A 24,642-nucleotide genomic window follows, 5' to 3' on the forward strand; every position below is an offset into this window, starting at 1 on the left:
CTTTTTTTGCGTTGGTGCACTGTCTATAACTGTCTTTAAATCCATAAATAGGTGTCCACTTATTGGTTAGTGGACACTATCGGGGGATTGATCCACTAAAAATAGTGGTGATTCACTGGAGGCTTACAATGCTCAATCTAAACATGCTGCCTAAATCAACATAGATATAAAAAAGCCAATCTCAATGATTGGCTTTTTTATATAAATTTTACTTTCGCATCCGCTCAGCAATATCCAATAAAGCTTGTGCTGTTTTATCCCAGCCTAAACAGCCATCGGTTACTGATTGCCCATATGTCATATCGCAAGAAATCTTTTGATTCCCATCCACTAAATGACTTTCAATCATCACACCACGAACTTTCGACTCAGCACGTTCTGCAATGATCTGCTTTAAAACATTCGGTTGTTGTAATGGGTCTTTGCCACTATTGCCATGACTACAATCAATCACCAGTGCCGGTAATTGCTTATGTTTGAAATGCATGGCTTGGATCGAAGCTAAATCATAATTAGTTCCATGATTTGAACCACGTAAAATCAAATGTGGTAAAGGATTTCCATTGCTATGCAAAATTGCAGGTAAACCTTGTTGGGTCATACCTAAGAATTGATGACCATGCAGTGCAGACTGAATCGCATCCAAAGCAATTTGGATTGAACCATCTGTACCATTTTTGAAGCCGATACTGTACGGCATATGGCTAGAAATTTCACGATGAATCTGTGATTCACTGGTACGTGCACCTATTGCACCCCAAGCCAGTAAATCATCAAAATAACCTGTTGCCATTGGGCTTAAAATTTCGCTGGCAATCGGCAAGCCTTTTTCGATGAGTTGTAAGTATAGCGCACGAGACTTTTCTAAACCGAGTTGTAAATCTGATGATCCATCTAAATTTGGATCATATAAGAAACCTTTCCAACCCACTGTAGTACGCGGTTTTTCAATATATGCACGCATCACCAAGAATATTTGATCTTTTACTTGTTCTTGTAGTTGTTGGAGGCGATCAGCATATTCGAGTACCGCGATAGGATCATGAATCGAACAAGGACCCGTAATCACCATTAAGCGATGATCATGTCCAGATAAAATATTCTGAATCGTTTGGCGATGTTTTGAAATTTGCTGCGCTAAAGTTGCAGACAAGGGATACTGTGCTTTGAGTTGTGATGGCAAGCTAAGTATTAATTCTTTTGAATGAGTGTGTGGTTGTGTCAAAGCAGTATTTAAAGCATTCATTTTCAATTCCTTTGGACTGACCTTCTTCGCAGTCCTATCATTTATTTGAGCAAGTGTGATCTAAGTGATGTTGATTTTTTTGCAAAGTAAAACCAAGAAATCTTGCTAAAATATGAATAATTAAATGTATACATGGTATTTCTCCTAAAATCATGATTGTTAAAGCATAAAAAAACCTGATCGGTGTTGCCGATCAGGTATTAACTGGTTGGGCAACCCTTTTTTGCTGCCCAAAACACATCAGGCAACTACATATATTGCCAAAAATAAAAGTATGCGTTTGTGTTTACAGTATGCTTTAACATGTTTATTTCAAATATCTAAAAAACTGTTCCTAACACTTAAATTACGCACTATTTCGGCATTTGACAAGTGTTTTTGAAAAATATTTTGTAGCATTTAACGAACCAAACCTTGCGGTTGTAAAATGATTAGGCAAGCACCACAAAGAACAACAATCCCACCCAAAATATCCCAATGCGTTAGCATGACTTGATCGACATAACGCAACCACATTAGGGCAGTAAAAATATAAATCCCGCCATAGGCTGCATAAATACGACCTGATGCCGCAGGATGCAAAGCAAGTAACCAAACAAAGACTGCTAAGCTTAACGCCGTAGGAACCCATAACCAATGCGACTTTCCTTGATTCAAAATTAAATAAGGAAAATAACAACCTAAGATTTCAGCGATTGCTGTCACGAAAAATAACCCAAATACTTTAAGTACTTGGGTTATAGAGAAAGAGAGTTCAAACATTAAGCAGGTTCAGCACTCGGGTTAATATGATCTTCAAATACTTCCAATTTTAAACCAATGTCTTTGCCATTTTCTGTTTTCACAGAAACCGCAACGTTACCACCATGCTCAGCAAGCTCACCAAATAAAATCATCTCAGCAAGTGGCTTTTTCAGATGCTCTTGAATCAGACGTTGCATTGGACGAGCACCCATCAGACGGTCATAACCATTAGCTGACAACCAATCACGAGCGCTTTGATCAACATCAAGTACCACTTGTTTCTCATCAAGCTGCGCTTGCAACTCAGTCAAGAATTTATCTACAACTGAGTCGATAATCGTAGTCGGAAGTGCTTTAAATTGAATAACACCATCCAAACGGTTACGGAATTCTGGCGAGAATGCACGTTTCATTGCATCCTGATTGTCTGCACTATGATCTTGTTCAGTGAAACCAATACTTGCGCGAACAATACTTTCTGCACCGATGTTAGTCGTAAGAACAATGATCACATTTCTAAAATCAGATTTACGGCCATTGTTATCTGTTAAAGCACCATGATCCATGACTTGTAACAACAAGTTGAATACATCTGGATGTGCTTTTTCAATCTCATCAAGCAAGAGTACACAATGCGGATTTTTATGAATCGCATCTGTCAGCAAACCACCTTGATCATATCCAACATAGCCTGGAGGCGCACCGATCAAGCGAGAAACTGCATGGCGCTCCATATATTCAGACATATCGAAACGAACCAACTCTACACCGAGCAATTTCGCCAGTTGTTTCGTAACCTCGGTTTTACCTACACCTGTTGGACCTGCAAAGACAAAACTTCCCACTGGTTTATCTGGTGCTTTCAAGCCTGCACGAGATAATTTGATCGCTGATGCAAGTGCTGTAATCGCTTCATCTTGACCAAATACAACACGTTTAAGATCACGTTCCAAATTCTCAAGTACAGACTTGTCATCTTTAGATACTGTTTTCGGTGGAATACGCGCAATCTTAGAAACGATGTCTTCGATATTTTCAACCGAGATGGTTGTACCATCGACTTCAGCTTTCAAACGGCGTTGTGCACCAGCCTCATCAATCACATCGATCGCTTTATCTGGTAAAAAACGATCATTGATAAATTTAGCTGACAACTCAACAGCAGCAACAAGAGCTTTATCATCGTATTCAACATGATGAAAATCTTCGAACTTACTTTTCAAGCCACGTAAAATTTCAATCGTTTCACCAATACTTGGTTCATTCACATCGATCTTTTGGAAACGACGAGACAAGGCATGATCTTTCTCGAATACCTGACGATACTCTTGGAAAGTTGTTGAACCAATACAACGCAAAGTACCATTCGCTAATGCAGGCTTAATTAAATTCGATGCATCCATAGTGCTGCCCATACTCGAGCCTGCACCAATGATCATATGAATTTCGTCAATGAATAAAATCGCATTTGGATTCTTTTTCAAAGCATTCAACAACTGTTTTAAACGTTTTTCAAAGTCACCACGATATTTAGTCCCTGCAACCAAAGCACCAATGTCTAAGCTATAAACTTCAGCATTTGCAAGTGGTTTTGGTGCTTTGCCATTTACAATCAGCCAAGCTAAACCTTCCGCAATTGAGGTTTTACCTACACCCGGATCACCAACAAGCAACGGATTATTTTTACGACGTCGACATAAAATTTGTGCTGCACGCTCAATTTCTTTTTCACGTCCAATTAAAGGATCAGTTTTGCCCTTTTGTGCTTCGATATTTAAGTTAAGCGTGTATTGCTCAAGTGGCCCAGCATTTGCTGAAGCTGCACTTTCACCTTCAATATCTTCAACTTCTTCTTCAACTTGAATCTCATCTTTACGAGTGCCATGAGATAGGTATTGAGTCAAAGTTAAACGGTTAATTTGATGACGTTTAAGTAAATAAACCGCGAACGAATCTCGTTCTGAATACATTGCAACTAGAACATCTGCACCTTCAACCGTACGGTCACCACCACTCGATTGAACATGGAAAATTGCACGTTGCAAAATTCGATCAAAGCTCTCAGTTGGATGAGGCGCCTGTTCACTATTATCACCAAGTTTTGGGCTATGTTGCTCTACATATTCCTCTAATTCTTTACGCAATGTAACGATATCAGCACCACATGCTTTTAACGCATTGACTGCTGAATCATTATCAAGTAAAGCAAGCAACAAGTGTTCAACTGTCAGAAACTCATGTCTCTTTTGACGAGCCATGCTAACAGCCAAACGTAACGATACTTCTAATTGACGACTGAGCATGCAACCCCCTTATATTTTGTGCTTCATCTAAAAGGATAATATTAGAATAAGCTGGTATTAACTTGGTTTGTCTGAGGCTTTAAAGCGTTATCTAGTATACGTTTACAATAACACTTTACTTCATAATCTACAGTTAGCATTACTTGAGTATCTTGGTCAAGATTCAAAACAAAGTATTGTTGTAAAATTTCGATTACAAAGAGAATAAGACTTACCTAGTCGCTCAAAAAGACAGCAAATCTATTCTTTATTTATGAAAGCGTATTCAACCTATGAGAAATTTTAATATGCTATGATCTTAGTTAAAACCTAACAAATCATGTATAGGTTGAATATAAAGATTGTCAGTATATTGATTCATATTTTTAGCACAAAACAATATATGTCTTAATTTACCGCTTAAATCACATATCGAAAGATAGCCTTGTTTTCTAAAGACCCATTCGCGAGATATGGTTACTGAAAGTGATATTCAGCAGCTTTTTTACGCTTTCACTCTTAGCTCATGAGCCATATATGACGCAAGTGCATTGCTTTTTTAACACTGTTACTCGCAACAAAGTTGCTCGTTTTGCGCTCGGAACAAAGCTTTGCTTTTTTAACGCTTTCACTCCCAACACAGTTGCTCGTCTTGCGCAGCTAAAAAGCTTCGCTTTTTTTAACGCTGCTCAGGTTCGATCTGACACAATAATGGATGGCCTTGAGATCGTGCAAAGTTATTCACTTGATTCGCTTTTGTTTCTGCAATATCACGTGGATAAATACCTGCTGTTCCTTTGCCTTCATAATGAACTGTCAACATCACCTGACTTGCTTGATCAAGATTCATTCCAAAATAACTTTGTAGTACCTCAATAACAAAATCCATCGGTGTGTAATCATCATTCAGTAAAACAACAGCGTATAGTGGCGGTTTTTTTAATTCAGGTGGTGCTGTCTGAACAATGACTTCGCCATCATGATCCTCTTGCGAGTCACTTAAACGTGGATTTAAGTGCCAATCGACATATCCAGATTGATGAAAGGCATTTTTCACTTCACTTAAATTCATTTGACGTTTATATCTTCGCATATCCAGTTCTTACTAAATTTTATTGGGCATTTGCTTCAGCTTGAGGAATTTCTGATACAAAAGCAGAACTCACATCAACAGGTTGACCACGTTGCCAACTAAAGCGTTTAATCACTGGTGTAGCTGAACCAGATAAGCGAACTTCAATAAACTGAGGTGTGAAACCTTTAGGCATGGTCCAGCGCCCAGTCAACCGTTCAAAATCATCGAAATTAAAATTGGCATCTTCTAATGGCACAACCAAAACTTCAGTATCTTTAATTAATCTTAACTCAACACTACCAACAGCTCGACGTTTATTTGGGCTTACTTGAACCAAGTCCAGTTGATATTCAAAAGCATTTTCGGGTAAAGATTTAATCGCTAAATTTTGTACAGTTAAGCTAACACCACCACGCTGTCTTAAAATTTCACGATAAATGGCGTTCATACTTTCAAACTGAGTTTTATCAGCATTAGCTTGATTAATACCTTTAAATAACTCATCAGCATTACTAACCGCAATATCACGTTCTTGAACAGCAGCATTTAAACTCTTACTAACAGAATCCAAAGTGGCTTTTTGCTTTTGTAGAACATCAACAAGTTGTTCAGCATCTGCATCATAACCAACAACAGTCAAACCTTGACGATGCCCAACAGTATAACCCAACATAAAACTACTACCAATCAGTAATGTAGCAGCAATCACTAAGGGCAAATTCGTCTTGAGGAATTTATTTTTTTTAACGGAACTTTCTGGTGAAGTAGTCGGTTCAGCGTTTTCCATCATCATCTCTATCGTTATGATTTACATCAAAGCACACATTTAAATCCAAATTTAAATGTGTGTGAAGTAAAAAAGCGTTTTTTATGGTAATAAACCAATGCCTTCTAAACCCGCAGCCTCATCAAAATTGAACATTAAATTCATATTTTGAATCGCTTGACCGGCTGCACCTTTCACTAAATTATCTTGCGCAACTAATATAATTAATTTATTCGGTTGAGGTTGATATAAAGCAATACGTAGCTCATTTGCACCGCGCACACTACGTGTTTCAGGCGAACTATTTGCTGGCATTACATCAACAAAACGTTCATTTTCATAGAAACGCTCATACAATGCTTGTAAATCTATATTCTGAGCTTGCTCAGTTAAATCGACATATATTGTACTCAACATACCACGAATCATCGGTACAAGATGTGGAACAAAAATAAGATGATTAAATTGTCCCTTTTCACCCGAAATGTTTTCTAAAGCTTCAACAATTTCTGGATGATGACGATGTCCAGCGACACCATAAGCTTTAAAATTATCAGCATTTTCACTATAAATCATGCCTAAACTAGCTTTGCGACCTGCGCCAGATACACCAGACTTTGCATCGATGATAATACTTTGCGGATTGATCAATTTTTCTGAAGCTTTTAGTAAAGGAGCTAAACCCAACTGTACTGTTGTAGGGTAACAACCAGGATTACCAATCACTTGAGCTGTTCTAATTTTTTCACGATTTAGTTCAGTTAAACCATACACTGAATCGACTAATACATCTGGACAGCTATGTTGCATGCCGTACCATTTTTCAAATTCAGATAGATTTTGCAATCGAAAATCTGCAGCAAGATCAATTACTTTAACATTAGAAGCTATCAACTCTTCAGCATGTTGCATTGCAACTCCATGTGGCGTTGCAAAAAAAACAACATCACACTGCTTTAATGCATCTAGGTCAAGATCGGAGAACGCTAAATCTGTATGCCCTCTTAAGCTTGGAAACATATCTGCAACACGTTTTCCTGCTTCAGTTCGAGATGTTAAAACACGTACTTGGGCTTGTGGATGCCTTAATAAAAGACGTAATAATTCGACGCCTGTATATCCAGTTCCACCGACGATGCCAACAGAAATCACGTGCTCTACCTCAAACTATAAATACTGGTTGTAGTATGGCAGTTTGACGCCATTTCCACAATCCATAACCCTATAAGTTATATAGCATTTCTAAGTTACAACTTGAGGAATTGATTTTGTATCTAGCTAAAGTTAGTAAAAATATAAAAATTTCTAAAAACAAAAATGTAAATTTAACAACTTATTTTTCACTTAACTGGTCGCTATAACATTAAAAACAGTGTAAAAGTTCTGTCAAATTGTTTTATAACGATTGCAAACTAAATATCAGAGCTAACGGTGTTTTAGAACTACAAAAAGGTACTCAAATCTTCACTTCAAAACTTGATGGCGATAGTACTGATAATTTAATGCTGATAAATAATACAGGTCAAGATTACCTACTCAATAGTAGTTCTACTGACATCGACTTTACTTTACAAAAGTACAAGTTTATTCAAATAAAATTAAATGGAAATCAAGTAGTAAGTGCTAGTGCAGGTCTAGATACTCGCAAGGCACCAGATCAACTACAAACAACCCAACTTGAATGTAGTTTTATTTGATTTAGTACCACCACGCAGGCAATTGAATACTTTTTAATTGCCTGCGATTTTCGATATAACTTTCATCATACTTCGCTACTTCACCCCAAAATGCTGCACTATGATCAAAATACTTCGTATGTGCTAATTCATGTATACACACTGATCGTACATTATGCATCGGCATTAATACTAATCCCGCGTTAAGCATAATGTCATGTTTTGAACTACAACTTCCCCAACGTGTCTTTGGCTTTCTCACCGTGCATTCGCCATATTGTAAGCCCGTCTGCTCACTTATTAAGTTTAAATATTCTGGTAAAAACTGTTTCGCATATACTAATACAGCAGCTTTTAAGGCTAATTCAGGGCTTTCATTTCGAATAAATAAAATATGTTGTTCCCAGTTAAATTTAAAAATATGACGTTGCTGTTGCTGAATAATTTGAAATGGTTGCAAATGATAAAATAAAACAAGTTGTTCAGGAAAATTTATAGTCTGATTAAATTGTTCTTGTTGCTTGCTCCATGTCTCTAATAACCATTGTTCAGACTGTTGCAGAAATTGCTGAATCTGCCGCTTTGTACAAAAGATAGGGACTGTTAAACGAATACCTGTAGGTTCAACACGCAAACGCAAATTTCTCGCTCTTGCATGTCGAACTACTTTAATTTCAGGCAATTGTGTTTCAAGCGAAACTGATTGCATTACTGTGCCGTACGTTCTTCAATACCATTATTGGTTGCAACAATCGCAATACTAGCTGCATTCAAAGCAAAAATTCCATTGGTTACCACACCTGGAATATTGTTGATCGTTTTCTCTAAATCAAGTGCGTTCAAAATATTTAAATTAAAAACATCTAAGATAACGTTACCATTATCAGTAACAACACCTTCGCGATAAACAGGATCACCACCTAAAGCTACGATTTTACGTGCAACTGCAGAACGCGCCATTGGAATTACTTCGATAGGAAGTGGAAAATCACGTCCTAATTGATCCACCCATTTAGAATCATCAACGATACATACAAATTTCTTAGCAATAGAAGCAACGATTTTTTCACGAGTTAATGCAGCACCGCCCCCTTTAATCATATGCATATGACGGTCAATTTCATCTGCACCATCGACATAGGCATCCAAACCACCTACCGAGTTCATATCAACCACTTCGATACCTAATTTTTTAAGACGTTCAGCTGTTGCATTAGAACTTGCTACGGCTGCTTCCAATTGCAACTCTGGTAATAGATCAATTAAAAAATTAACAGTACTTCCAGTTCCTACGCCCAAAATGCCGCCTTTAGGCAAATGTTTCAAAGCTGCTTTTGCCGCAGCTTGTTTTTTTTCATCTTGGGTTGCATATAGACTCATGACTTCACTCAACTATTTTGACATTTGCTGCAAGAAAACAGCGCAAATGCACAGGGGTTTGCTACAATGATTGCCTATTTTAAACTGTTATAGGGAAGATGAACATGCTGTCTCGTGTGGTACGACAAATTTTACAAGCAACGGTTTATGACGTTGCGATTGAAACACCGCTTGAAGCAGCTCCACGAATTAGTCAAAAAATTAACAATAACATTCGATTTAAACGTGAAGATTTACAACCTGTATTCTCTTTCAAGCTACGCGGTGCTTACAACAGGATTAGCCAACTTCCTAAAGATCAACTCGATCGAGGTGTGATTTGCGCATCAGCAGGTAACCATGCACAAGGTGTTGCACTCTCTGGAAAAAAATTAGGCATTCCAGCCATTATTGTCATGCCAAGCACGACCCCTGACATCAAAGTACAAGCGGTTAAAAACTTAGGTGGACAGGTTGTTTTACACGGCGATAGTTTTGATGTTGCCAATAAATATGCCAAACAACGTGCAGAAGATGAAGGATTAGTTTTTATCCCACCTTATGACGATGAACTCGTGATTGCTGGTCAAGGAACGATTGCCAATGAATTATTGCGCCAATGGCGTGATGTTGAATATGTTTTCGTTGCTGTCGGTGGTGGCGGGCTCATTGCGGGTGTTGCAGCCTATCTTGGTGAAGTTGCACCACATGTCAAAGTCATTGGTGTTGAATATGAAGAATCTGCGTGCCTAAAAGCTGCTCTTGAATCTAATGAACGCGTGATTCTGCCACATGTGGGTTTATTTGCGGATGGTACAGCCGTTGCTCAAATTGGTGAATTGCCTTTTGAAATGATCCGCTTATCTAAGTCAGATAATTCTGGTCCAATTGTTGATCCAACAATTGTTACGGTCAATACCGATGAAATCTGTGCCGCGATCAAAGATACCTATGATGAAAATCGTAGTATTGTCGAGCCTTCTGGTGCGATGGCTTTGGCAGGTATCAAAAAATACGTTACCGAACACCAGCTCACTGGAAAGAACATGGTTTCAATTGTTTGCGGTGCAAACATGAACTTTGATCGTCTCCGTTATATTGCTGAACGTACTGAATTGGGTGAACGTAAAGAAGCAATCTATGCCGTCACAATTCCTGAGCAGAAAGGTGCATTTCTTAATTTCTGCCGTGCTCTACAAGGTCGTAATATTACTGAGTTTAACTATCGTGCCAGTGATGATAGCCAAGCTCAAGTATTTGTTGGGATTAGCTTGAAAGGTGGCGAAGTTGAACGTCACGAAATCCATGAATTACTCAAGCAACAATATGATGTCGATGATTTATCCGATGATGAAGTTGCAAAACTGCATATTCGTTACTTAATTGGTGGTCACGCCAATCTTGAAAATGAACGCTTGTTCCGTGTTGAATTTCCAGAGCGCCCAGGTGCCCTACTGACTTTCTTGGAGCGTCTAGGTCCAACGCATAACATTACCCTATTCCATTATCGTAATCATGGTGCAGCCGAAGGTCGTGTTTTAGTCGGTTTACAAGCAACTGATGCAAAACAAAATCCAGATGGTTTGATCGAAACTTTAGAGAAAATTACTTATCCATATGCTGAAATCAGTGACAATACTGGTTATAAACGTTTCCTTAAATAAATCACCTCATCATTTAAAGCCGACATCATGTCGGCTTTATTTTTACCCAATGATTTTGATCTTTTATATGTGATCGCAAACAAAATCATTACAAACAGATCAATTAATCCACCTTAAAATGAATAAAAAGACATTTTTATCATTTAGTTAAGGACAGTTATGGCACAGTTTGCAGTCATTGGTTTAGGTAGTTTTGGAGCAACTGTTGCCTTAGAACTGACCAAACTCAATCATGATGTGATTGGGATCGACACCATTAAACGAAATGTAGAGAGCTTAGCTGATCGCATTACCCATGCCGTGATTGCAGATGCAACCGATGAACATGTATTAGAAGAACTGAATATCCAAAATTGTGATGCCGTCGTGGTCGCGATTGGTGAAGATATTGAAGCCAGTATTCTTTGTGTTTTAAATCTAAAAAATTTAGGGGTGGATAAAATCCTCGTTAAAGCCAAAACTAAAGCCCACCACACTATCCTCTCCCATTTAAACGTCAGTAAAATTATTCACCCTGAAGAAGATATGGGTGTACGGGTTGCTCAAGCGTTAAATTATCCCATGGTTAGCCGTTATATGGCTTTGGATGATGATCGTTATATTGTCAAAGTTCCAGTACAAGCAAAGCTGAATCATGTGAATTTATCGGGCATCTTAAAACAAGAACCCAATATCAAACTTTTATTACTTAAACGTGATCAACAGATTCTATATGAAACCGATGTGAATTTTACTCTACAGGCTGGAGACGTACTTATTTTAGAAGGCTCGCTCAGCCATCTCCGAAAGCTCTCAGGATGTTTTGTATAAAATGACGATAAAAATAAATACTCAAAAAATTTTTAACTTAAGTCCACCCTCCTTATTAGCGATTGGGTTTCTAAGTTTTATTATCATTGGAACACTATTACTCAAACTCCCTATCGCCAATAAAGGCAATTTGAGCTGGATGGATGCCGTATTTACAGCAACATCGGCTGTAACCATTACAGGTTTATCTGTAGTGAATTTAAATGAGTCTTTTAATCATCTTGGGCAAGTTATTATTCTTTTATTAATCCAAACAGGTGGTTTGGGTTTTATGACTTTTGCTATTTTGGCAGCCTTAAGTCTAGCGCCTAAACTCGGGCTCAAACAACAAATGATGGCACAAGATAGCTTAGGTCAAACCAGCTTATCTAAAGTTACCTTTGTGGCAAAAGGTGTGGTGATTTATACACTTTTTTTTGAACTGATTGGCGCTATTATCTTAAGTACTTCTTTTATACCTATTTATGGCTTTGACCGTGGATTATATTATTCAATTTTCTACAGTATTTCTGCATTCAACAATGCGGGTTTTTCGCTATTCAATAACAGCTTAATAAATTTCCAAGGTCATTATCTTATCTGTTTAACCATTAGTACGCTATATACGTTAGGTGGAATTGGTTTTCTTGTTTTAATTGACGTTAAACAAAATAAACGTTGGAATAAACTTACACCGAATAGCAAGCTAATCCTCAGTGCAATCGCAACACTAAATATTGTGGCTTTTATTTTGATTTGGCTTTTAGAAGCCAACAATCCACTTACTTTAGGTTCAATGAATATTGGTGAACAAGCCATGAATGCTTGGTTCCAAGCGACAGTACCTCGTTCATCGGGATTCAATACTATTGATACAGGGTCGATGGAACACAGTACAACACTGCTCACGATGCTATTGATGTTTATTGGTGGCGGTTCACTGAGTACCGCAGGTGGTATTAAAGTTGGTACTTTTGTAATATTGCTGTTGTGTGTGATTTCATTTCTACGGCGTAATGAAGAAATTCGTATTTTCAATCATTCAGTTTCGCAGGAAACCACCTATAAAGCGCTTGCCGTGACAGCAATTACAGGTATGTTAGTGTTTATCGGCTGTTTCACAATTTTCTTACTTGAACCTAAACTGGATGTTTTAGATCTTATGTTTGAGGTTGTTTCGGCTGCATGCACTGTTGGTTTATCTCGTGGTGTTACAGGTGAATTGCATGATGGTAGCTTATTTGTTTTGAGCTTACTGATGTACACAGGTCGACTTGGGCCATTAACACTCGCCTACCTGATTGCTACACCAAAGAAAAGTCGTTTGAAACATGCAAATGCCAATATTCAGATCGGATAAAACTCTGAATATTGCTCAACCACAATCACCTGCCGACAAATTCCATCGGCTTGGCGTTGTTGTTCAAACATACTTTTTGACATCGCTTCAAAATGATCACAGAAACTAATCTCTTGTTCGTCTATTGAATAAATCAAGGATTGGTTCCCTACGCCCAGTAAAGTGTCATAGAAAACGATGACAAACTTACCATTTTCAAAAGCATTTTGAATCTCTGCATACGTTAAAGCAACGTGAATCGGAATATTAAGACGTTGTGCATCAACATAACTTTGTTTCTCTTTTTCATCGATATTTGGATCGGGATCAGTATAAAAAGAGACAGCAAAATCTAATTTTTTCAGTGCAACGGCTAATGCAATGGTGAACGTTCCTTCGTCTTGGTCATGACCACATAATTGAATCAAGTCAGCAATATCAATATGTGTATGATATTGCTTCAAGATCAACCAAAGTGCGAATACGCCACAATTTGCTTCAAGCTGCAACAATGACTCAGGAATATTTAAACTCATTTAATACCAATTCATCAAAGAAACGCCTAAACCCGCATAGGTCGCACGATGGTTATAATCGATCAAGCTCTCACCATATCCATCAAAGAGTTGTAAATGACCACGTAGCTTGCCCTTGATTGGAAATGCCCAGTCAAACTGCACCGCGCCATGTGATTTATCACCACCTTTAAGGGAATGGCGTAGCATAAGAGAAAAGTCATTTTCTCCCTTGCGATAAAATGCGGTTAAATCACCACGACCAATATAATCCTTAATATCAGGATTATTATCATCCTTTGCTTCTTCCTCAATGCGATACCAAGGGCGAAGCATCAAAGCAAAGTTGTCTTTTTCAAAACCCAGATTAAAAATCACCCGATTCCAGCTACGCGACAATGGATCAGAACGACCATTGGATTGATGGTTTAGGGTAACCCCGAGCAAACGTGCGTTTAGACCTAAAATTTCATAATTGGTTCTAAATATTAAACTTGCCTCAGGTTCATAATTGGTCTCACGAAATGGACGTGATTCCTCAGAGTTGTAAACCTGCCAACGTGAAGACTGGGTATAACCCACCCATAAATCGCCATTATTACCCAGAATGTTTTCCCACGCCTTGGTCTTAAAGGAAATCTGGAACTTTGCCTCACTAGAGGTTAATTCCTGTTTATCCTTGACAGTGTTTTGTGGATTTGGACTGCTTGGAAATTCATTCTTGTCACTAGTCCAGAACACTGGCAGTAAATAAACGGGTTGATAGGCACGAATATTCCATACGCCCAACTTACTTTCTTCCGACAACTCCCAACGGCGGTCCAACAAGGAAACATTCGGATCAAACTTAGGCGCAGCACCCAACAAATGTAGCTCACTGACTTTTTGAACCACCTTGTCTTTTAAAGATTCAGGTTTGTCTGGTTCATTCGACTCGACCACAGGCACAGCGGCTGTGACCACAGGTGCGGCATCTGTCTGAACTTGTATTGGAATAATGGTCGGCGCCTTAAAAAGGCTGTCATAACATGCTAAACGCTCTGCACTAGAAGCCAAGGCAACACAAGCATCAACAGTTGCTGGACTAGCAGGTGTAGTTACCTGAGCATTTACACCAGACGTAGCAAAAGAACCAAGTATAGCGACTATACTTAGTTCAAGATGACCACGTTCAAATGATTTGAACGCCATAAATGTCTCCAATTTTTCTTTTAATTTACTTGTTGAATATTAAAGCCAAGTTTCTGTAACTCTTCACGCTTAGCAAATGGCGCAACCACTGCCTTCACAGGCTTTTGTTCCACCAGATACTGTTTTGCCACACGGTTTAAATCTTCCAGAGTTATATTCAACAGGCGTTCACGTAGCATTTTACGGAATTTCGGTGTGCGGGCATGCAGCAATGCATAACACGCTGTAATTGCTTCACCAGCAGGTGAGCCAGGCTTATCCATACTTGCAACCAGACCTAAAATCGCCTCTTCAAGCTGATGTGGCTGTTGTTCAGTATTCAGCAACCATTGCACACTGGCTTCAAAATCATTAAATGTTTCCGCCAATCGTGGATCACGGTAGCTATAGAAACGGAATGAGCAGGCATTGCCATCATAACTGGCTCCACCACCATACGCTCCACCTTTTTCACGAATGGCACTATGTAAGAAACCATTACGTAAATACGCAGCCAATACCATCAATGGTGCTGCATCTGCATGAGCAACATCAACCGCCTGATAGGCGGAAGCACAGAACTGTACATTGGTCTGAATGAGCCATGCTTCATCATTTTCTGTATTGACGTGTTCAACTTCGGTTAGGCTTACAGGTGATTTATCAACAGCCAGTTTATCCCAAACGTTTTGAATCTCTTCAACTAAACGATCAGACTGATGTTCTTCGCAAACCAATAAAAACTGTTTAGGTGCTTGTAATAACTTACGATGAATTGCCTGTAATTCAGCGATTAAAGCTTCATAAGCCGTATCATCCTGATCAATCTTATTGACCAAGTGAGTAAGCCAATTCAATGCGCCTAAACCAGTATTATGATAGTCACGTCGAGCTAATGCACTCATTTGACGAGAAGCAATTTGCATTGCATAACTATGTCCAGAACCTGACAAGCGTGACTGCCAACGGGTTTTTCGTTGTTGCAATAATTCGATAATGCGATCTTTTTCATCAAAACGAAGCTGCTCAAAGGCAAGTTTCAACAACTGAATAGAATCTAACTTTTGAGTCAATGATTTAGTCGTCAACGTCAACCAAGCACTAATTCGATCTTTATCATCCACTTTGCTACGTAAAGACGCTCCCATTCCCAAACCGCCACTTACAGCCGTTTGGATTTGTTGGAATTCTAAATAATCATGCTCACCTGCACCAACCTCACCCATCAAGATAGAAAGTAAGTTGAAATAAGGCGACTGTACGATTTCGTCTGGAATCTGAATCAAAACTTGTTGATAGTAAATACCATTGGTACCTGCATGATAAAGATTTAATGGTGTATCCAGACCATTACAGATAATCTCACGCAATTGACCTTGAACAATATGCAAATCCGCAGGCACATCTTCCAAACCAACTTTAGGAAGTAACTCAAGATCATCAGCTGTGTCTTGACGTTGTTTTAATGCTTCAGTTTTTTGCTGAATTTCAATTTTTTGATCTTCTGTCAAATTAGCAGTAATTTCAGCCAAACGTGCTTGCTCAGCCTGTTGCTCTTTTACTGATTTGGTCGCATCTGGCACTAAGGTCATTTGTACACGATGCGGATTATCTAACAAATGAGTTTGAATTAAATTAGACAACCACATTGGATCTTTCAATTCTTCTTTCACTTGCTCAATTGCAGAATCCACATCCCAAACATGGATTGGATCATTATGGTGAATTGCACTACCTAGACCATTCAAAATAAGGCTTAAACCATAAGGCGTACCATCACCATTGATCTCACGTTGATGCAATTCAATTTGATGTAAAATCGCATCAACCAAATCACGGTCAATGGGTTTTGAAGCAGCCTCTTTCAAAATATCTAAAACACCATTTTTAAATGTTTCAGCATGTTCTTCATTCGAGCCTTGTACGCCACAATAGAACGTCATTTCGAAGTTACTATCATCAACTCCCATCAATGGACCCGTTGACTGTGCATAACCACAAGTTTCTAAATAATGACGCAATGGCGACGCTGAATTTTCTAATAAAATCCCTTCTACTAAACGCATACCTAAACGTAATTTAATGTCACTGGTTTCAGGGAGTAACCATGACATCACATGATAAGTTTTATCTTTTAAGTCTTCGCTATCAACTGCATAGCTTTCAGTCACTTCTATTGGTGCCAATAAACGTTTTTCAGGTTTTGAATATAATGTTGTACCCTGAGAAAACTTATTTAATGCTAATTTTTCAAACTGCTCCTGTAAATCATAGGCAGTTTGATTACCAAAAGTCATAAAGACTGCATTACTTGGGTGATAATGTGTTTTATAAAAATCAACAAGCTGTTCGTAGGTTAAATCAGGAATGTCTTTAGGATCACCACCTGAATTATAGTGATAGGTCGTTTCAGGGAATAAATGATGTGCCAATTGGTGATAGAGCTGATCTGTAGGTGAACTCATCGCTCCTTTCATTTCATTGAACACCACACCTTTATAAACGGCTTGATCATTCTCTAATTCAATTCGAATCCCTTCTTGAGCAAAATCTAAAGGATTCAAATTTGCAGCGAATGCAGCATCTAAATACACTGACAATAAATTCTGAAAATCTTTTTTATTCTGTGTCGCAAATGGATAAGCTGTCCAATCTGCTGCTGTGAATGCATTCATAAAGGTATTTAATGAACGGCGAATCATTAAAAAGAATGGGTCGCGTACAGGAAATTTTTCAGAACCACATAAAGCTGTATGCTCTAAAATATGAGCTGTTCCTTTAGAATCCATCGGTTGAGTTCTAAATGCCACCAAAAATACATTTTCATCGTGATTTGTGGCCAAATGGTAGTGAACAGCACCAGTTACTTTATGCTTATATTCTGAAACTTGAATATCGAGTGCTTCTACATGGTGTTGACGTAATAGCTGAAACGCGGGATGAATGGTTTGAGTAATGCTTTCAGTAACATCTACAGTCATGTGATCTCCAATTTATCTATTTAAATAACACTAATTTAATATAGAGAGTCTACCGAAGAATACACATGGATATCCATGTAAATTGGTATGTTTTTGTAGAAAAATGCGCCAACCAAAATTCAACGCATTTTTTCTCTGTGATTTCATCGAATATAAAAATGTTTACGTTGGATTTAAGCGAGTGTGCTTGTGTTTCGACCAATATACACACCCAAGGATAATCACCAACAATACGATAGAAGCTGTAAAACGGCTCAAGTCCAGCCCTCCAGAACTGAGTGGCTTGTCCAAAAAATCTCCAACTACGGCGCCCAATGGACGAGTCAATACAAAAGCAGCCCAGAATAATAAGGTTTTCGATACTCGTGTTAAAAAGTGCAGAGCAACAAGCAATAAAATCAATCCAGAAAATAAAGCAATTCCACCTGTATAACCCAAACCAGCAGTATCAGCAGACCAATCACCCAAAGCTGTTCCGAGTGTTTGTGAAAAAGTGATTGTGATCCAATAAAACCATTCGGTACGAACATTATTGATAGTATCTGGTGAAATATTACCTTCAGATGTGTTCCATACCCATAAAGACAACAAGACCAACAACAATAATAATGAACTGCCACCGATATAACCAATCCCCAAAGACCGATCCATAAAGTCAGCCAATGTCGTTCCAACTGTTGTACTCGCAATGATCGTGAACCAGTATAGAAATGGTTGGTACGTTTTTGCACGAATCTGAAAAATAACCAACGCAATAAAAATGAAAGCAAAAATAAAAGTGCTAATCAAATAACCTAGATTGAGTGACATGGAAACAGCATCTCCAGCCGTCTCTCCAAATGTTGTGGCAAAAATTTTAGTCACCCAGAATAAAGCTGTGACTTGTGGAACTTTTGACAAAAGTTCATGTGAACTGGAAGTTGTCGCCTGAAGTATCGCCATAGAATTTCGGCTCCTTGTTCATTAAATATTTTTATTCTTGATTGGTCCGCTTAAATAAAAATTAAAACAGATCAACGCAACAATTAACTATTTAGAACTACGCTAATTTTTCCAACAAACTACTGTAATCCAGAGCATTAGTGTAAACTTTGCTTTTTGATTTTTTAATGTGATGACAAACATGACAACTGTTGATCTTTTTGCAATTGGTAATGCGCTGATTGACCAAGAATTTAAAGTCTCAAATGAGTTTTTAACACAGCAAGCTTTGCAAAAAGGCACAATGCAGTTGACCGATGGTGAAACTCAGGCTGCTTTATATCAAGAATTACAAGACACCCAAAACTATAAAGGTCAAGCAAGTGGTGGGTCGGCTGCAAACACAACTGTTGCATTCAGTGCTCTAGGTGGTACAGCTTTTTATGGATGCCGTGTAGGTAACGACGAACTTGGTTCAATTTATCTGAATGGTTTAAATGATGCTGGTATCCAGACCACAACCCAATCAATCAGTGAAGGCGTAACAGGAACTTGTATGGTACTGATCAGTCCTGATTCAGAACGTACCATGCATACCTATCTAGGCATTACCGCTGAATTAACTGCTGAACAAATCGATTTTGAACCGTTGAAAGCTGCAAAATGGCTCTATATCGAAGGATACTTATCGACAAGTGATACTGCTCGTGTCGCGGTTAAACAAGCACGTGAACTTGCCAAAGCACATGGCGTTAAAATCGCCCTCTCATTGTCTGATCCTGCAATGGTGCAATATGCACGTCAAGGCCTAGAAGAACTCTTAGATGACGGCGTTGACTTGTTATTCTGTAATGAACAAGAAGCGCTAATGTTCAGTAATACTGAAACACTTGATGCAGCTATTGAAGTTTTAAAATCAAAGAATCAACATATTGTCATCACTCAAGGCGCAAATGGCGCAGTCATCATTGACCCTGAACAACAATTCCACGTTGCTGGTCGTGAAGTTCATGCCGTTGATACTAACGGTGCTGGCGATGCTTTTGCTGGTGCATTCTTATATGCCATTAACGCTGGTTTAACTTTAAAAGCTGCGGCTCAACTGGCTATTTTAATTTCTAGTGAAGTTGTTGCACAATTTGGTCCACGCTTAGCCGTTGAAAACTATGCCAAATTATTTGAACAATTTAAAAATTCTCAACAGGAATATGCTTAAAATGGAAAAGATTTGCATGACTGAAGAAGTTCCAGATCGTGAGTCTCGTGCATATGACACCATGAAAGGAACAACAATCTTTATTACTCAGAAAGATGGTAGCTTTTACGCTTATCAAAATGTTTGCCCACATTTGCAAACTGAACTTGAGTATTTAGAAAATCAATTTTTAGATCAGGATCGTGAGTATATCCAATGCTCAACTCATGGAGCATTATTCTCAGTAGAAACTGGTGAATGTATTTCAGGACCATGTCTAGGTGAATTCCTTGAAAAAGTAAATTTGGAAGTACACTCTGATGGTGGTATTTATATTGACTAATACCTAAATCATGAATTCTGCGATGACTGAGTTTTTTTTAAATTACTACCTTATGCCATTTCACATGAGCGTAGTTGCTTTGATTTTGCTCAGCATTGCAGAAACAATTGGTATTTTTATTGGGTTACGTCCAAGTCATCTCGTAAAGAAAATGACACCAGAGTGGTTATTAAATTCACCGCTATTAGATGTAAAATTTTCTAAATACTTAATATTTGTATTTTTACTCATCAATTTTAGTTTTGCAGGTTATTTTCTAGAGCTTTCATTTTTTGCTTTACAACACTACTTTATCTCGCCTTACTATCTTTTTGTTCCTGCTTTGATTATCGACATCTTTTTTACAGTGTTTATGATTAATTGTCTTGACCAAGTGATTAAACCTAAAGTCACACATACTCACATTAACTTAGTGGGTCGTTTAGCAACAATCTCAACGGGAAATGCACGTCCAGGCTTCTCTGCACAAGCACGTGTTCGCAATGAATTTGGTCAACTGTATTATGTACAAGTAGAGCCAGAATATGGTGAATTAGAGTTACAATCTCAAGTGTTGTTGATCAGTCAGAAATCCAATTCATACTATATTGCTAAAAAAATCTCTATTTCAAATAAACTATTTACCGCAGACTGAACCCAAAATCCGTTGAAATCTAATTGAAGCGATTAGAATTTTTTTCATTCATTATTAAAATTACAATTTGTTACATAAAGAAAAAGTAAAAAACGTGTAATCACCTCTTCCATTTCTATCAACTTATTGATCTAACTTTCAGACTAAAATGAAGGATGATATTTCACATATTTTTAAACCAGACTCTACAAATACACTAGGTTTTGCGCAGAATCCATTATAAAAATTACTTAATTGCACAATGAACTCTTTAAGTGATTGTAAATATTATATTTTTATATTCATACTATTTTAGTTGGTTTAAATTTTTTTTAATTAAATATAAATCAAACCTTTTTAATCAGATTTAAAAATATAAATACAACTGTTTTAATCAGTTTTTTAAATTAATTCATATTATTTTAGTTGGGTAATAATAATATTTTCAAAATTTAACCAAAATTTATTTAAACAATTGATTTTTATATAAAATAAAAATTAATTCAATTTAAAAGCCTTAAAGGTTTATTTTTAATGAATTTTATTTAATAATGTTTTACATGTTTTTTAAATATGAGGCGAAGTTCTATGAACATGAGTTCTCAAGATCAAAATCGAAGATTAATCAGAGAAATTACGATTATTCTTATTATTAAAGTTGCCCTTCTCATGGTGATTAAACATATCTGGTTTGATGCCCCAACGATTCCAAAAGATTTTAACAATGAAGTTGCCGAGCGTATTGCTGGTGACATGTCCAAAACTCAGGAGACACGTTGATGATTTCTGAAAGCGTGGTCGATCTTTCGCGGTTCCAATTTGCAATGACCGCAATGTATCACTTTCTTTTCGTCCCTCTAACTTTAGGTCTAGCTTTTATTCTTGCCATCATGGAAACCACTTACGTGATTTCTGGTAAAGAAATTTACAAAGATATGACCAAATTTTGGGGGAAACTCTTCGGGATTAACTTTGCCTTAGGTGTAACTACTGGTTTAACGATGGAATTCCAGTTTGGTACCAATTGGGCTTATTATTCTCACTATGTAGGCGACATCTTTGGTGCACCGCTTGCAATTGAAGGCTTAATGGCTTTCTTCCTAGAATCGACTTTTATTGGTCTATTCTTCTTTGGCTGGGATCGCCTTTCTAAAGTTCAGCACTTAGGTGTAACTTGGTTAGTCGCGATTGGCTCAAATATGTCGGCATTATGGATTTTGATCGCCAATGGTTGGATGCAAAACCCAGTTGGTGCTGCGTTTAACTACGAAACCATGCGTATGGAACTTGTGGACTTCGGTGCATTGATTTTTAACCCAGTCGCTCAAGTAAAATTTGTACATACCGTTTCTGCTGGTTATGTCACAGGTGCAGTTTTTGTACTCGCCATCTCAAGCTATTATATGCTAAAGAAACGTGATATGCCCTTTGCTCGTCGCTCTTTCGCGATTGCTGCAATTTTTGGTTTAGCTTCAACTTTCTGCGTCATTTTACTTGGTGATGAATCAGGTTATGAATTGGGTGATGTGCAAAGAACTAAACTCGCTGCAATTGAAGCTGAATGGCACACTGAACCCGCACCTGCCGCATTTACTTTATTTGGTATTCCTAACCAAAAAGAAATGCGTACCGATTATGCAATTAAAATTCCATATGTTATGGGTATCATTGCAACTCGCTCGACAGACAAAGAAGTTACTGGCTTACATGACTTGATGAAAGAGCATGAAATCCGTATTCGTAATGGTATGGTGGCGTATAGCGAATTAACAAAACTCCGTGCAGGCGATCAGTCCCCAGAGTTACTTGCATCATTTCAAAAAAATCAAAAAGACTTAGGCTATGGTCTGCTATTAAAGAAATATACACCGAATGTTGTTGACGCAACTGAAGAACATATCAAAGCAGCAACTAAAGATACCATTCCAAATGTCGCTGCATTATTTTTCTCGTTCCGTGCGATGGTGGCTTCTGGTGCATTAATGTTATTACTTTTCCTACTGGCTGCGTGGTCAGTCGCTAAACGTAATGCCGAAACAAAACCGTGGTTACTTAAATTTGCTCTATTTGCTCTTCCACTACCATGGATTGCAATTCAAACAGGTTGGTATGTAGCTGAAGGTGGTCGTCAACCATGGTCTATTGGTGAAGTTTTACCAACACATCTATCTGCATCTTCTTTAAGCACAGGTGATGTATGGGGATCAATTATTGCACTTGCTGCGTTCTATACGGTACTGCTCATTATTGAAATGTACTTAATGATCAAATTTGCTCGTTTAGGTCCAAGTTCGTTGCACACTGGTAAATATCATTTTGAAAAACTAGCTGCAAAAACTGGGGAGGCTCAATCATGATCGAATATGAACTCCTAAAAATTATTTGGTGGGTATTGGTTGGTGTATTACTGATTGGCTTTGCCCTCACCGATGGTTTTGATATGGGCTCAATGGCGCTGATGCCATTTGTAGGTAAAACTGATTCTGAAAGACGTGCTGCAATCAATACGATTGCACCACACTGGGATGGTAACCAAGTCTGGTTTATTACCGCTGGTGGTGCACTTTTTGCTGCATGGCCAATGGTTTATGCTGTCGCTTTCTCTGGAATGTATTGGGCATTACTACTCGTTCTATTTGCGCTATTCCTCAGACCCGTTGGATTTGACTATCGTTCTAAATTAGAAAACACCCAATGGCGTACTTCTTGGGATTGGGGTCTATGCATTGGTGGTGCTGTACCAGCACTAGTATTCGGTGTTGCATTTGGTAACTTATTTTTGGGCGTACCATTTAGCTTAGACGACACCTTACGTTCTGAATACACAGGCAGCTTCTTTGCATTATTGAATCCATTTGCGTTGATTTGCGGTATCGTGAGTTTGTCAATGTTATCTGCTCATGGCGGCGCATGGTTAATGCTTCGTACTGATGGTGATTTACATAACCGTTCGGCTAAAGCAACTCAAATTATGGCAATCGCATTCCTTGTATGTTTCTTAGCGGCTGGCGCTTGGTTATTGTTTGGAAATATCTCAGGCTATAGTTATGCTACTGCTGTTAATACTAATGCTGCATTAAACCCACTTGCAAAAGAAGTGGTAACAAATGCAAACCATGGTTGGTTGAATAACTACTCAACTTACCCAATTACTATGGCTGCACCAATTGTTGCAATCCTAGGTGCATTATTGGTTATTCTTAGTGCTGGAAAACGTAAGGCAGCTGCAAGCTTTACAGGTACGAGTCTGATGATTGTGGGTGCTATCTTAACTGCTGGTTTTGCATTATTCCCATTCTTATTGCCATCAAGTATCAACCCAACATCAAGTTTAACGATGTGGGATGCTGTTTCTAGTCACAAAACTCTTGGTGTAATGACTGTTGCTGCTTGTATTTTTGTTCCTCTCATTTTGATCTATACCTCTTGGTCTTATTACAAAATGTGGGGTGTCATCACTAACAAACACATTGAAGAAAATTCACATAGTTTGTACTAATGAGGAGATGTGAAATGTGGTATTTTGCATGGATTCTAGGCATTTTGATGGCATGCTTCGCAGGTGTACTCAGTGCACTCTATATCGAACACCATCAAGATTTAGATGAGGAATAATAAAATGGCTGAAGCAATGACAACACCGAAGAATAGTAAAGCTCAAGTGCTTGCAATGACCGTTTCGTTTTTGTTGGCATTGCCACTTGCTGCTATTTTATTGGTACACCCATCATTAATGTTAGATGCCAATGGTCACTACAACCACAGTATGCTGATGCTCGTCATGGTCGGTATTTCTGGCGGTTTTATTCATGGTGTTGGGTTTATACCAAGATTTTGGTTATGGAAATGGTTATTTAGTCCTTATATTGCATGGCCTCTGATGATCTTAGGCTATTATATTTGGATTGGTAATTAATCTTTAACAAATCAAATATAAAGAGGAAGCATGGCTTCCTCTTTTTTG

The 24,642-nt window shown here is 38.1% G+C and carries 23 protein-coding genes and 2 pseudogenes; 12 read left to right on the forward strand and 13 right to left on the reverse strand.

Going from position 1 to position 24,642, the window contains the following annotated elements; translation table 11 throughout:
- Positions 1 to 208: 208 nt before the first annotated feature.
- The 7 genes and pseudogenes from HYG88_RS06780 to argC all read right to left on the reverse strand — a co-directional run bounded on the left by HYG88_RS06780 (position 209) and on the right by argC (position 7,265).
- Entirely contained in the window at positions 209 to 1,246 is a 1,038-nt protein-coding gene (locus tag HYG88_RS06780) for a 3-deoxy-7-phosphoheptulonate synthase (RefSeq protein ID WP_005160067.1), read from the reverse strand.
- A 399-nt stretch (positions 1,247 to 1,645) separates the two neighbouring features.
- Complete coding sequence (locus tag HYG88_RS06785; protein ID WP_005160065.1) at positions 1,646 to 2,008, reverse strand: YnfA family protein; 363 nt, start codon at positions 2,006 to 2,008, stop codon at positions 1,646 to 1,648.
- A complete protein-coding gene (clpA, locus tag HYG88_RS06790; RefSeq protein WP_005160063.1) occupies positions 2,008 to 4,293 on the reverse strand; it encodes an ATP-dependent Clp protease ATP-binding subunit ClpA in 2,286 nt (761 codons plus the stop codon). Before clpA ends, HYG88_RS06785 begins: the two co-directional genes overlap by 1 nt.
- Before the next feature lie 41 nt (positions 4,294 to 4,334).
- Positions 4,335 to 4,493: pseudogene (locus HYG88_RS15425) on the reverse strand (ATP-dependent Clp protease adaptor ClpS); the annotation flags it as partial.
- 458 nt (positions 4,494 to 4,951) lie between these two features.
- On the reverse strand, positions 4,952 to 5,365 hold the full coding sequence (gene clpS, locus HYG88_RS06800) for an ATP-dependent Clp protease adapter ClpS (RefSeq protein ID WP_005160061.1): 414 nt from the start codon (positions 5,363 to 5,365) through the stop codon (positions 4,952 to 4,954).
- A gap of 19 nt (positions 5,366 to 5,384) precedes the next feature.
- Positions 5,385 to 6,134: a DUF6776 family protein gene (locus HYG88_RS06805; protein WP_005160059.1), complete on the reverse strand. Its 750-nt coding sequence runs from the start codon at positions 6,132 to 6,134 to the stop codon at positions 5,385 to 5,387.
- Positions 6,135 to 6,215: 81 nt separating this feature from the next.
- Positions 6,216 to 7,265 (reverse strand): N-acetyl-gamma-glutamyl-phosphate reductase, encoded by a 1,050-nt coding sequence (argC, locus tag HYG88_RS06810; RefSeq protein WP_005160056.1) that lies wholly within the window; start codon positions 7,263 to 7,265, stop codon positions 6,216 to 6,218.
- A gap of 248 nt (positions 7,266 to 7,513) precedes the next feature.
- On the opposite strand from argC, the pseudogene HYG88_RS06815 reads away from it, so the two are divergent.
- Positions 7,514 to 7,810 (forward strand): annotated as a pseudogene (locus tag HYG88_RS06815) (hypothetical protein); the annotation flags it as partial.
- A 1-nt stretch (position 7,811) separates the two neighbouring features.
- Here HYG88_RS06815 and HYG88_RS06820 read toward each other — a convergent pair.
- On the reverse strand, positions 7,812 to 8,498 hold the full coding sequence (locus tag HYG88_RS06820) for a M48 family metallopeptidase (protein WP_005160053.1): 687 nt from the start codon (positions 8,496 to 8,498) through the stop codon (positions 7,812 to 7,814).
- On the reverse strand, positions 8,498 to 9,169 hold the full coding sequence (gene rpiA / locus HYG88_RS06825; protein WP_005160051.1) for a ribose-5-phosphate isomerase RpiA: 672 nt from the start codon (positions 9,167 to 9,169) through the stop codon (positions 8,498 to 8,500). The genes HYG88_RS06820 and rpiA overlap by 1 nt, the downstream gene beginning before the upstream one ends.
- A 98-nt stretch (positions 9,170 to 9,267) precedes the next feature.
- Here rpiA and ilvA point away from each other — a divergent pair, with 98 nt between their 5' ends.
- From ilvA to HYG88_RS06840, 3 genes are all read left to right on the forward strand, one after another.
- A complete protein-coding gene (gene ilvA, locus HYG88_RS06830) occupies positions 9,268 to 10,812 on the forward strand; it encodes a threonine ammonia-lyase, biosynthetic (RefSeq protein WP_171063558.1) in 1,545 nt (514 codons plus the stop codon).
- 159 nt (positions 10,813 to 10,971) lie between these two features.
- Positions 10,972 to 11,622, forward strand: a complete 651-nt coding sequence (locus HYG88_RS06835; RefSeq protein ID WP_005160048.1) for a TrkA family potassium uptake protein — start codon at positions 10,972 to 10,974, stop codon at positions 11,620 to 11,622.
- A 1-nt stretch (position 11,623) separates the two neighbouring features.
- Positions 11,624 to 12,961: a TrkH family potassium uptake protein gene (locus tag HYG88_RS06840; protein WP_005160045.1), complete on the forward strand. Its 1,338-nt coding sequence runs from the start codon at positions 11,624 to 11,626 to the stop codon at positions 12,959 to 12,961.
- Here the strand turns inward: HYG88_RS06840 and HYG88_RS06845 are convergent.
- The 4 genes from HYG88_RS06845 to HYG88_RS06860 all read right to left on the reverse strand — a co-directional run bounded on the left by HYG88_RS06845 (position 12,949) and on the right by HYG88_RS06860 (position 18,548).
- On the reverse strand, positions 12,949 to 13,476 hold the full coding sequence (locus tag HYG88_RS06845) for a cysteine peptidase family C39 domain-containing protein (RefSeq protein ID WP_005160040.1): 528 nt from the start codon (positions 13,474 to 13,476) through the stop codon (positions 12,949 to 12,951). The two genes, HYG88_RS06840 and HYG88_RS06845, sit on opposite strands and share 13 nt — an antisense overlap.
- Positions 13,477 to 14,646, reverse strand: a complete 1,170-nt coding sequence (locus tag HYG88_RS06850) for a phospholipase A (protein ID WP_005160038.1) — start codon at positions 14,644 to 14,646, stop codon at positions 13,477 to 13,479.
- A gap of 20 nt (positions 14,647 to 14,666) precedes the next feature.
- Positions 14,667 to 17,606, reverse strand: a complete 2,940-nt coding sequence (locus HYG88_RS06855) for an insulinase family protein (protein ID WP_005160037.1) — start codon at positions 17,604 to 17,606, stop codon at positions 14,667 to 14,669.
- A 162-nt stretch (positions 17,607 to 17,768) separates the two neighbouring features.
- Positions 17,769 to 18,548: a hypothetical protein gene (locus HYG88_RS06860; RefSeq protein ID WP_005160030.1), complete on the reverse strand. Its 780-nt coding sequence runs from the start codon at positions 18,546 to 18,548 to the stop codon at positions 17,769 to 17,771.
- A 181-nt stretch (positions 18,549 to 18,729) separates the two neighbouring features.
- Here HYG88_RS06860 and HYG88_RS06865 point away from each other — a divergent pair, with 181 nt between their 5' ends.
- The 8 genes from HYG88_RS06865 to HYG88_RS06900 all read left to right on the forward strand — a co-directional run bounded on the left by HYG88_RS06865 (position 18,730) and on the right by HYG88_RS06900 (position 24,594).
- Positions 18,730 to 19,743 (forward strand): adenosine kinase, encoded by a 1,014-nt coding sequence (locus HYG88_RS06865; protein WP_005160027.1) that lies wholly within the window; start codon positions 18,730 to 18,732, stop codon positions 19,741 to 19,743.
- 16 nt (positions 19,744 to 19,759) lie between these two features.
- Positions 19,760 to 20,065, forward strand: a complete 306-nt coding sequence (locus HYG88_RS06870; protein ID WP_087545480.1) for a Rieske (2Fe-2S) protein — start codon at positions 19,760 to 19,762, stop codon at positions 20,063 to 20,065.
- A gap of 22 nt (positions 20,066 to 20,087) precedes the next feature.
- On the forward strand, positions 20,088 to 20,699 hold the full coding sequence (locus HYG88_RS06875) for an OB-fold-containig protein (protein ID WP_171062101.1): 612 nt from the start codon (positions 20,088 to 20,090) through the stop codon (positions 20,697 to 20,699).
- Positions 20,700 to 21,266: 567 nt separating this feature from the next.
- Positions 21,267 to 21,458: a cytochrome oxidase putative small subunit CydP gene (cydP, locus tag HYG88_RS06880; RefSeq protein ID WP_005160022.1), complete on the forward strand. Its 192-nt coding sequence runs from the start codon at positions 21,267 to 21,269 to the stop codon at positions 21,456 to 21,458.
- Complete coding sequence (locus HYG88_RS06885; RefSeq protein WP_005160020.1) at positions 21,458 to 23,035, forward strand: cytochrome ubiquinol oxidase subunit I; 1,578 nt, start codon at positions 21,458 to 21,460, stop codon at positions 23,033 to 23,035. Before cydP ends, HYG88_RS06885 begins: the two co-directional genes overlap by 1 nt.
- A complete protein-coding gene (gene cydB, locus HYG88_RS06890) occupies positions 23,032 to 24,177 on the forward strand; it encodes a cytochrome d ubiquinol oxidase subunit II (RefSeq protein WP_005160018.1) in 1,146 nt (381 codons plus the stop codon). The genes HYG88_RS06885 and cydB overlap by 4 nt, the downstream gene beginning before the upstream one ends.
- 14 nt (positions 24,178 to 24,191) lie before the next feature.
- Positions 24,192 to 24,293: a cytochrome bd-I oxidase subunit CydX gene (cydX, locus tag HYG88_RS06895; RefSeq protein ID WP_002120988.1), complete on the forward strand. Its 102-nt coding sequence runs from the start codon at positions 24,192 to 24,194 to the stop codon at positions 24,291 to 24,293.
- A 4-nt stretch (positions 24,294 to 24,297) separates the two neighbouring features.
- Positions 24,298 to 24,594: a cyd operon YbgE family protein gene (locus HYG88_RS06900; protein ID WP_005160016.1), complete on the forward strand. Its 297-nt coding sequence runs from the start codon at positions 24,298 to 24,300 to the stop codon at positions 24,592 to 24,594.
- Positions 24,595 to 24,642: the final 48 nt, after the last annotated feature.

This window comes from Acinetobacter sp. SwsAc4, assembly GCF_013391535.1.
Lineage (GTDB): Bacteria > Pseudomonadota > Gammaproteobacteria > Pseudomonadales > Moraxellaceae > Acinetobacter.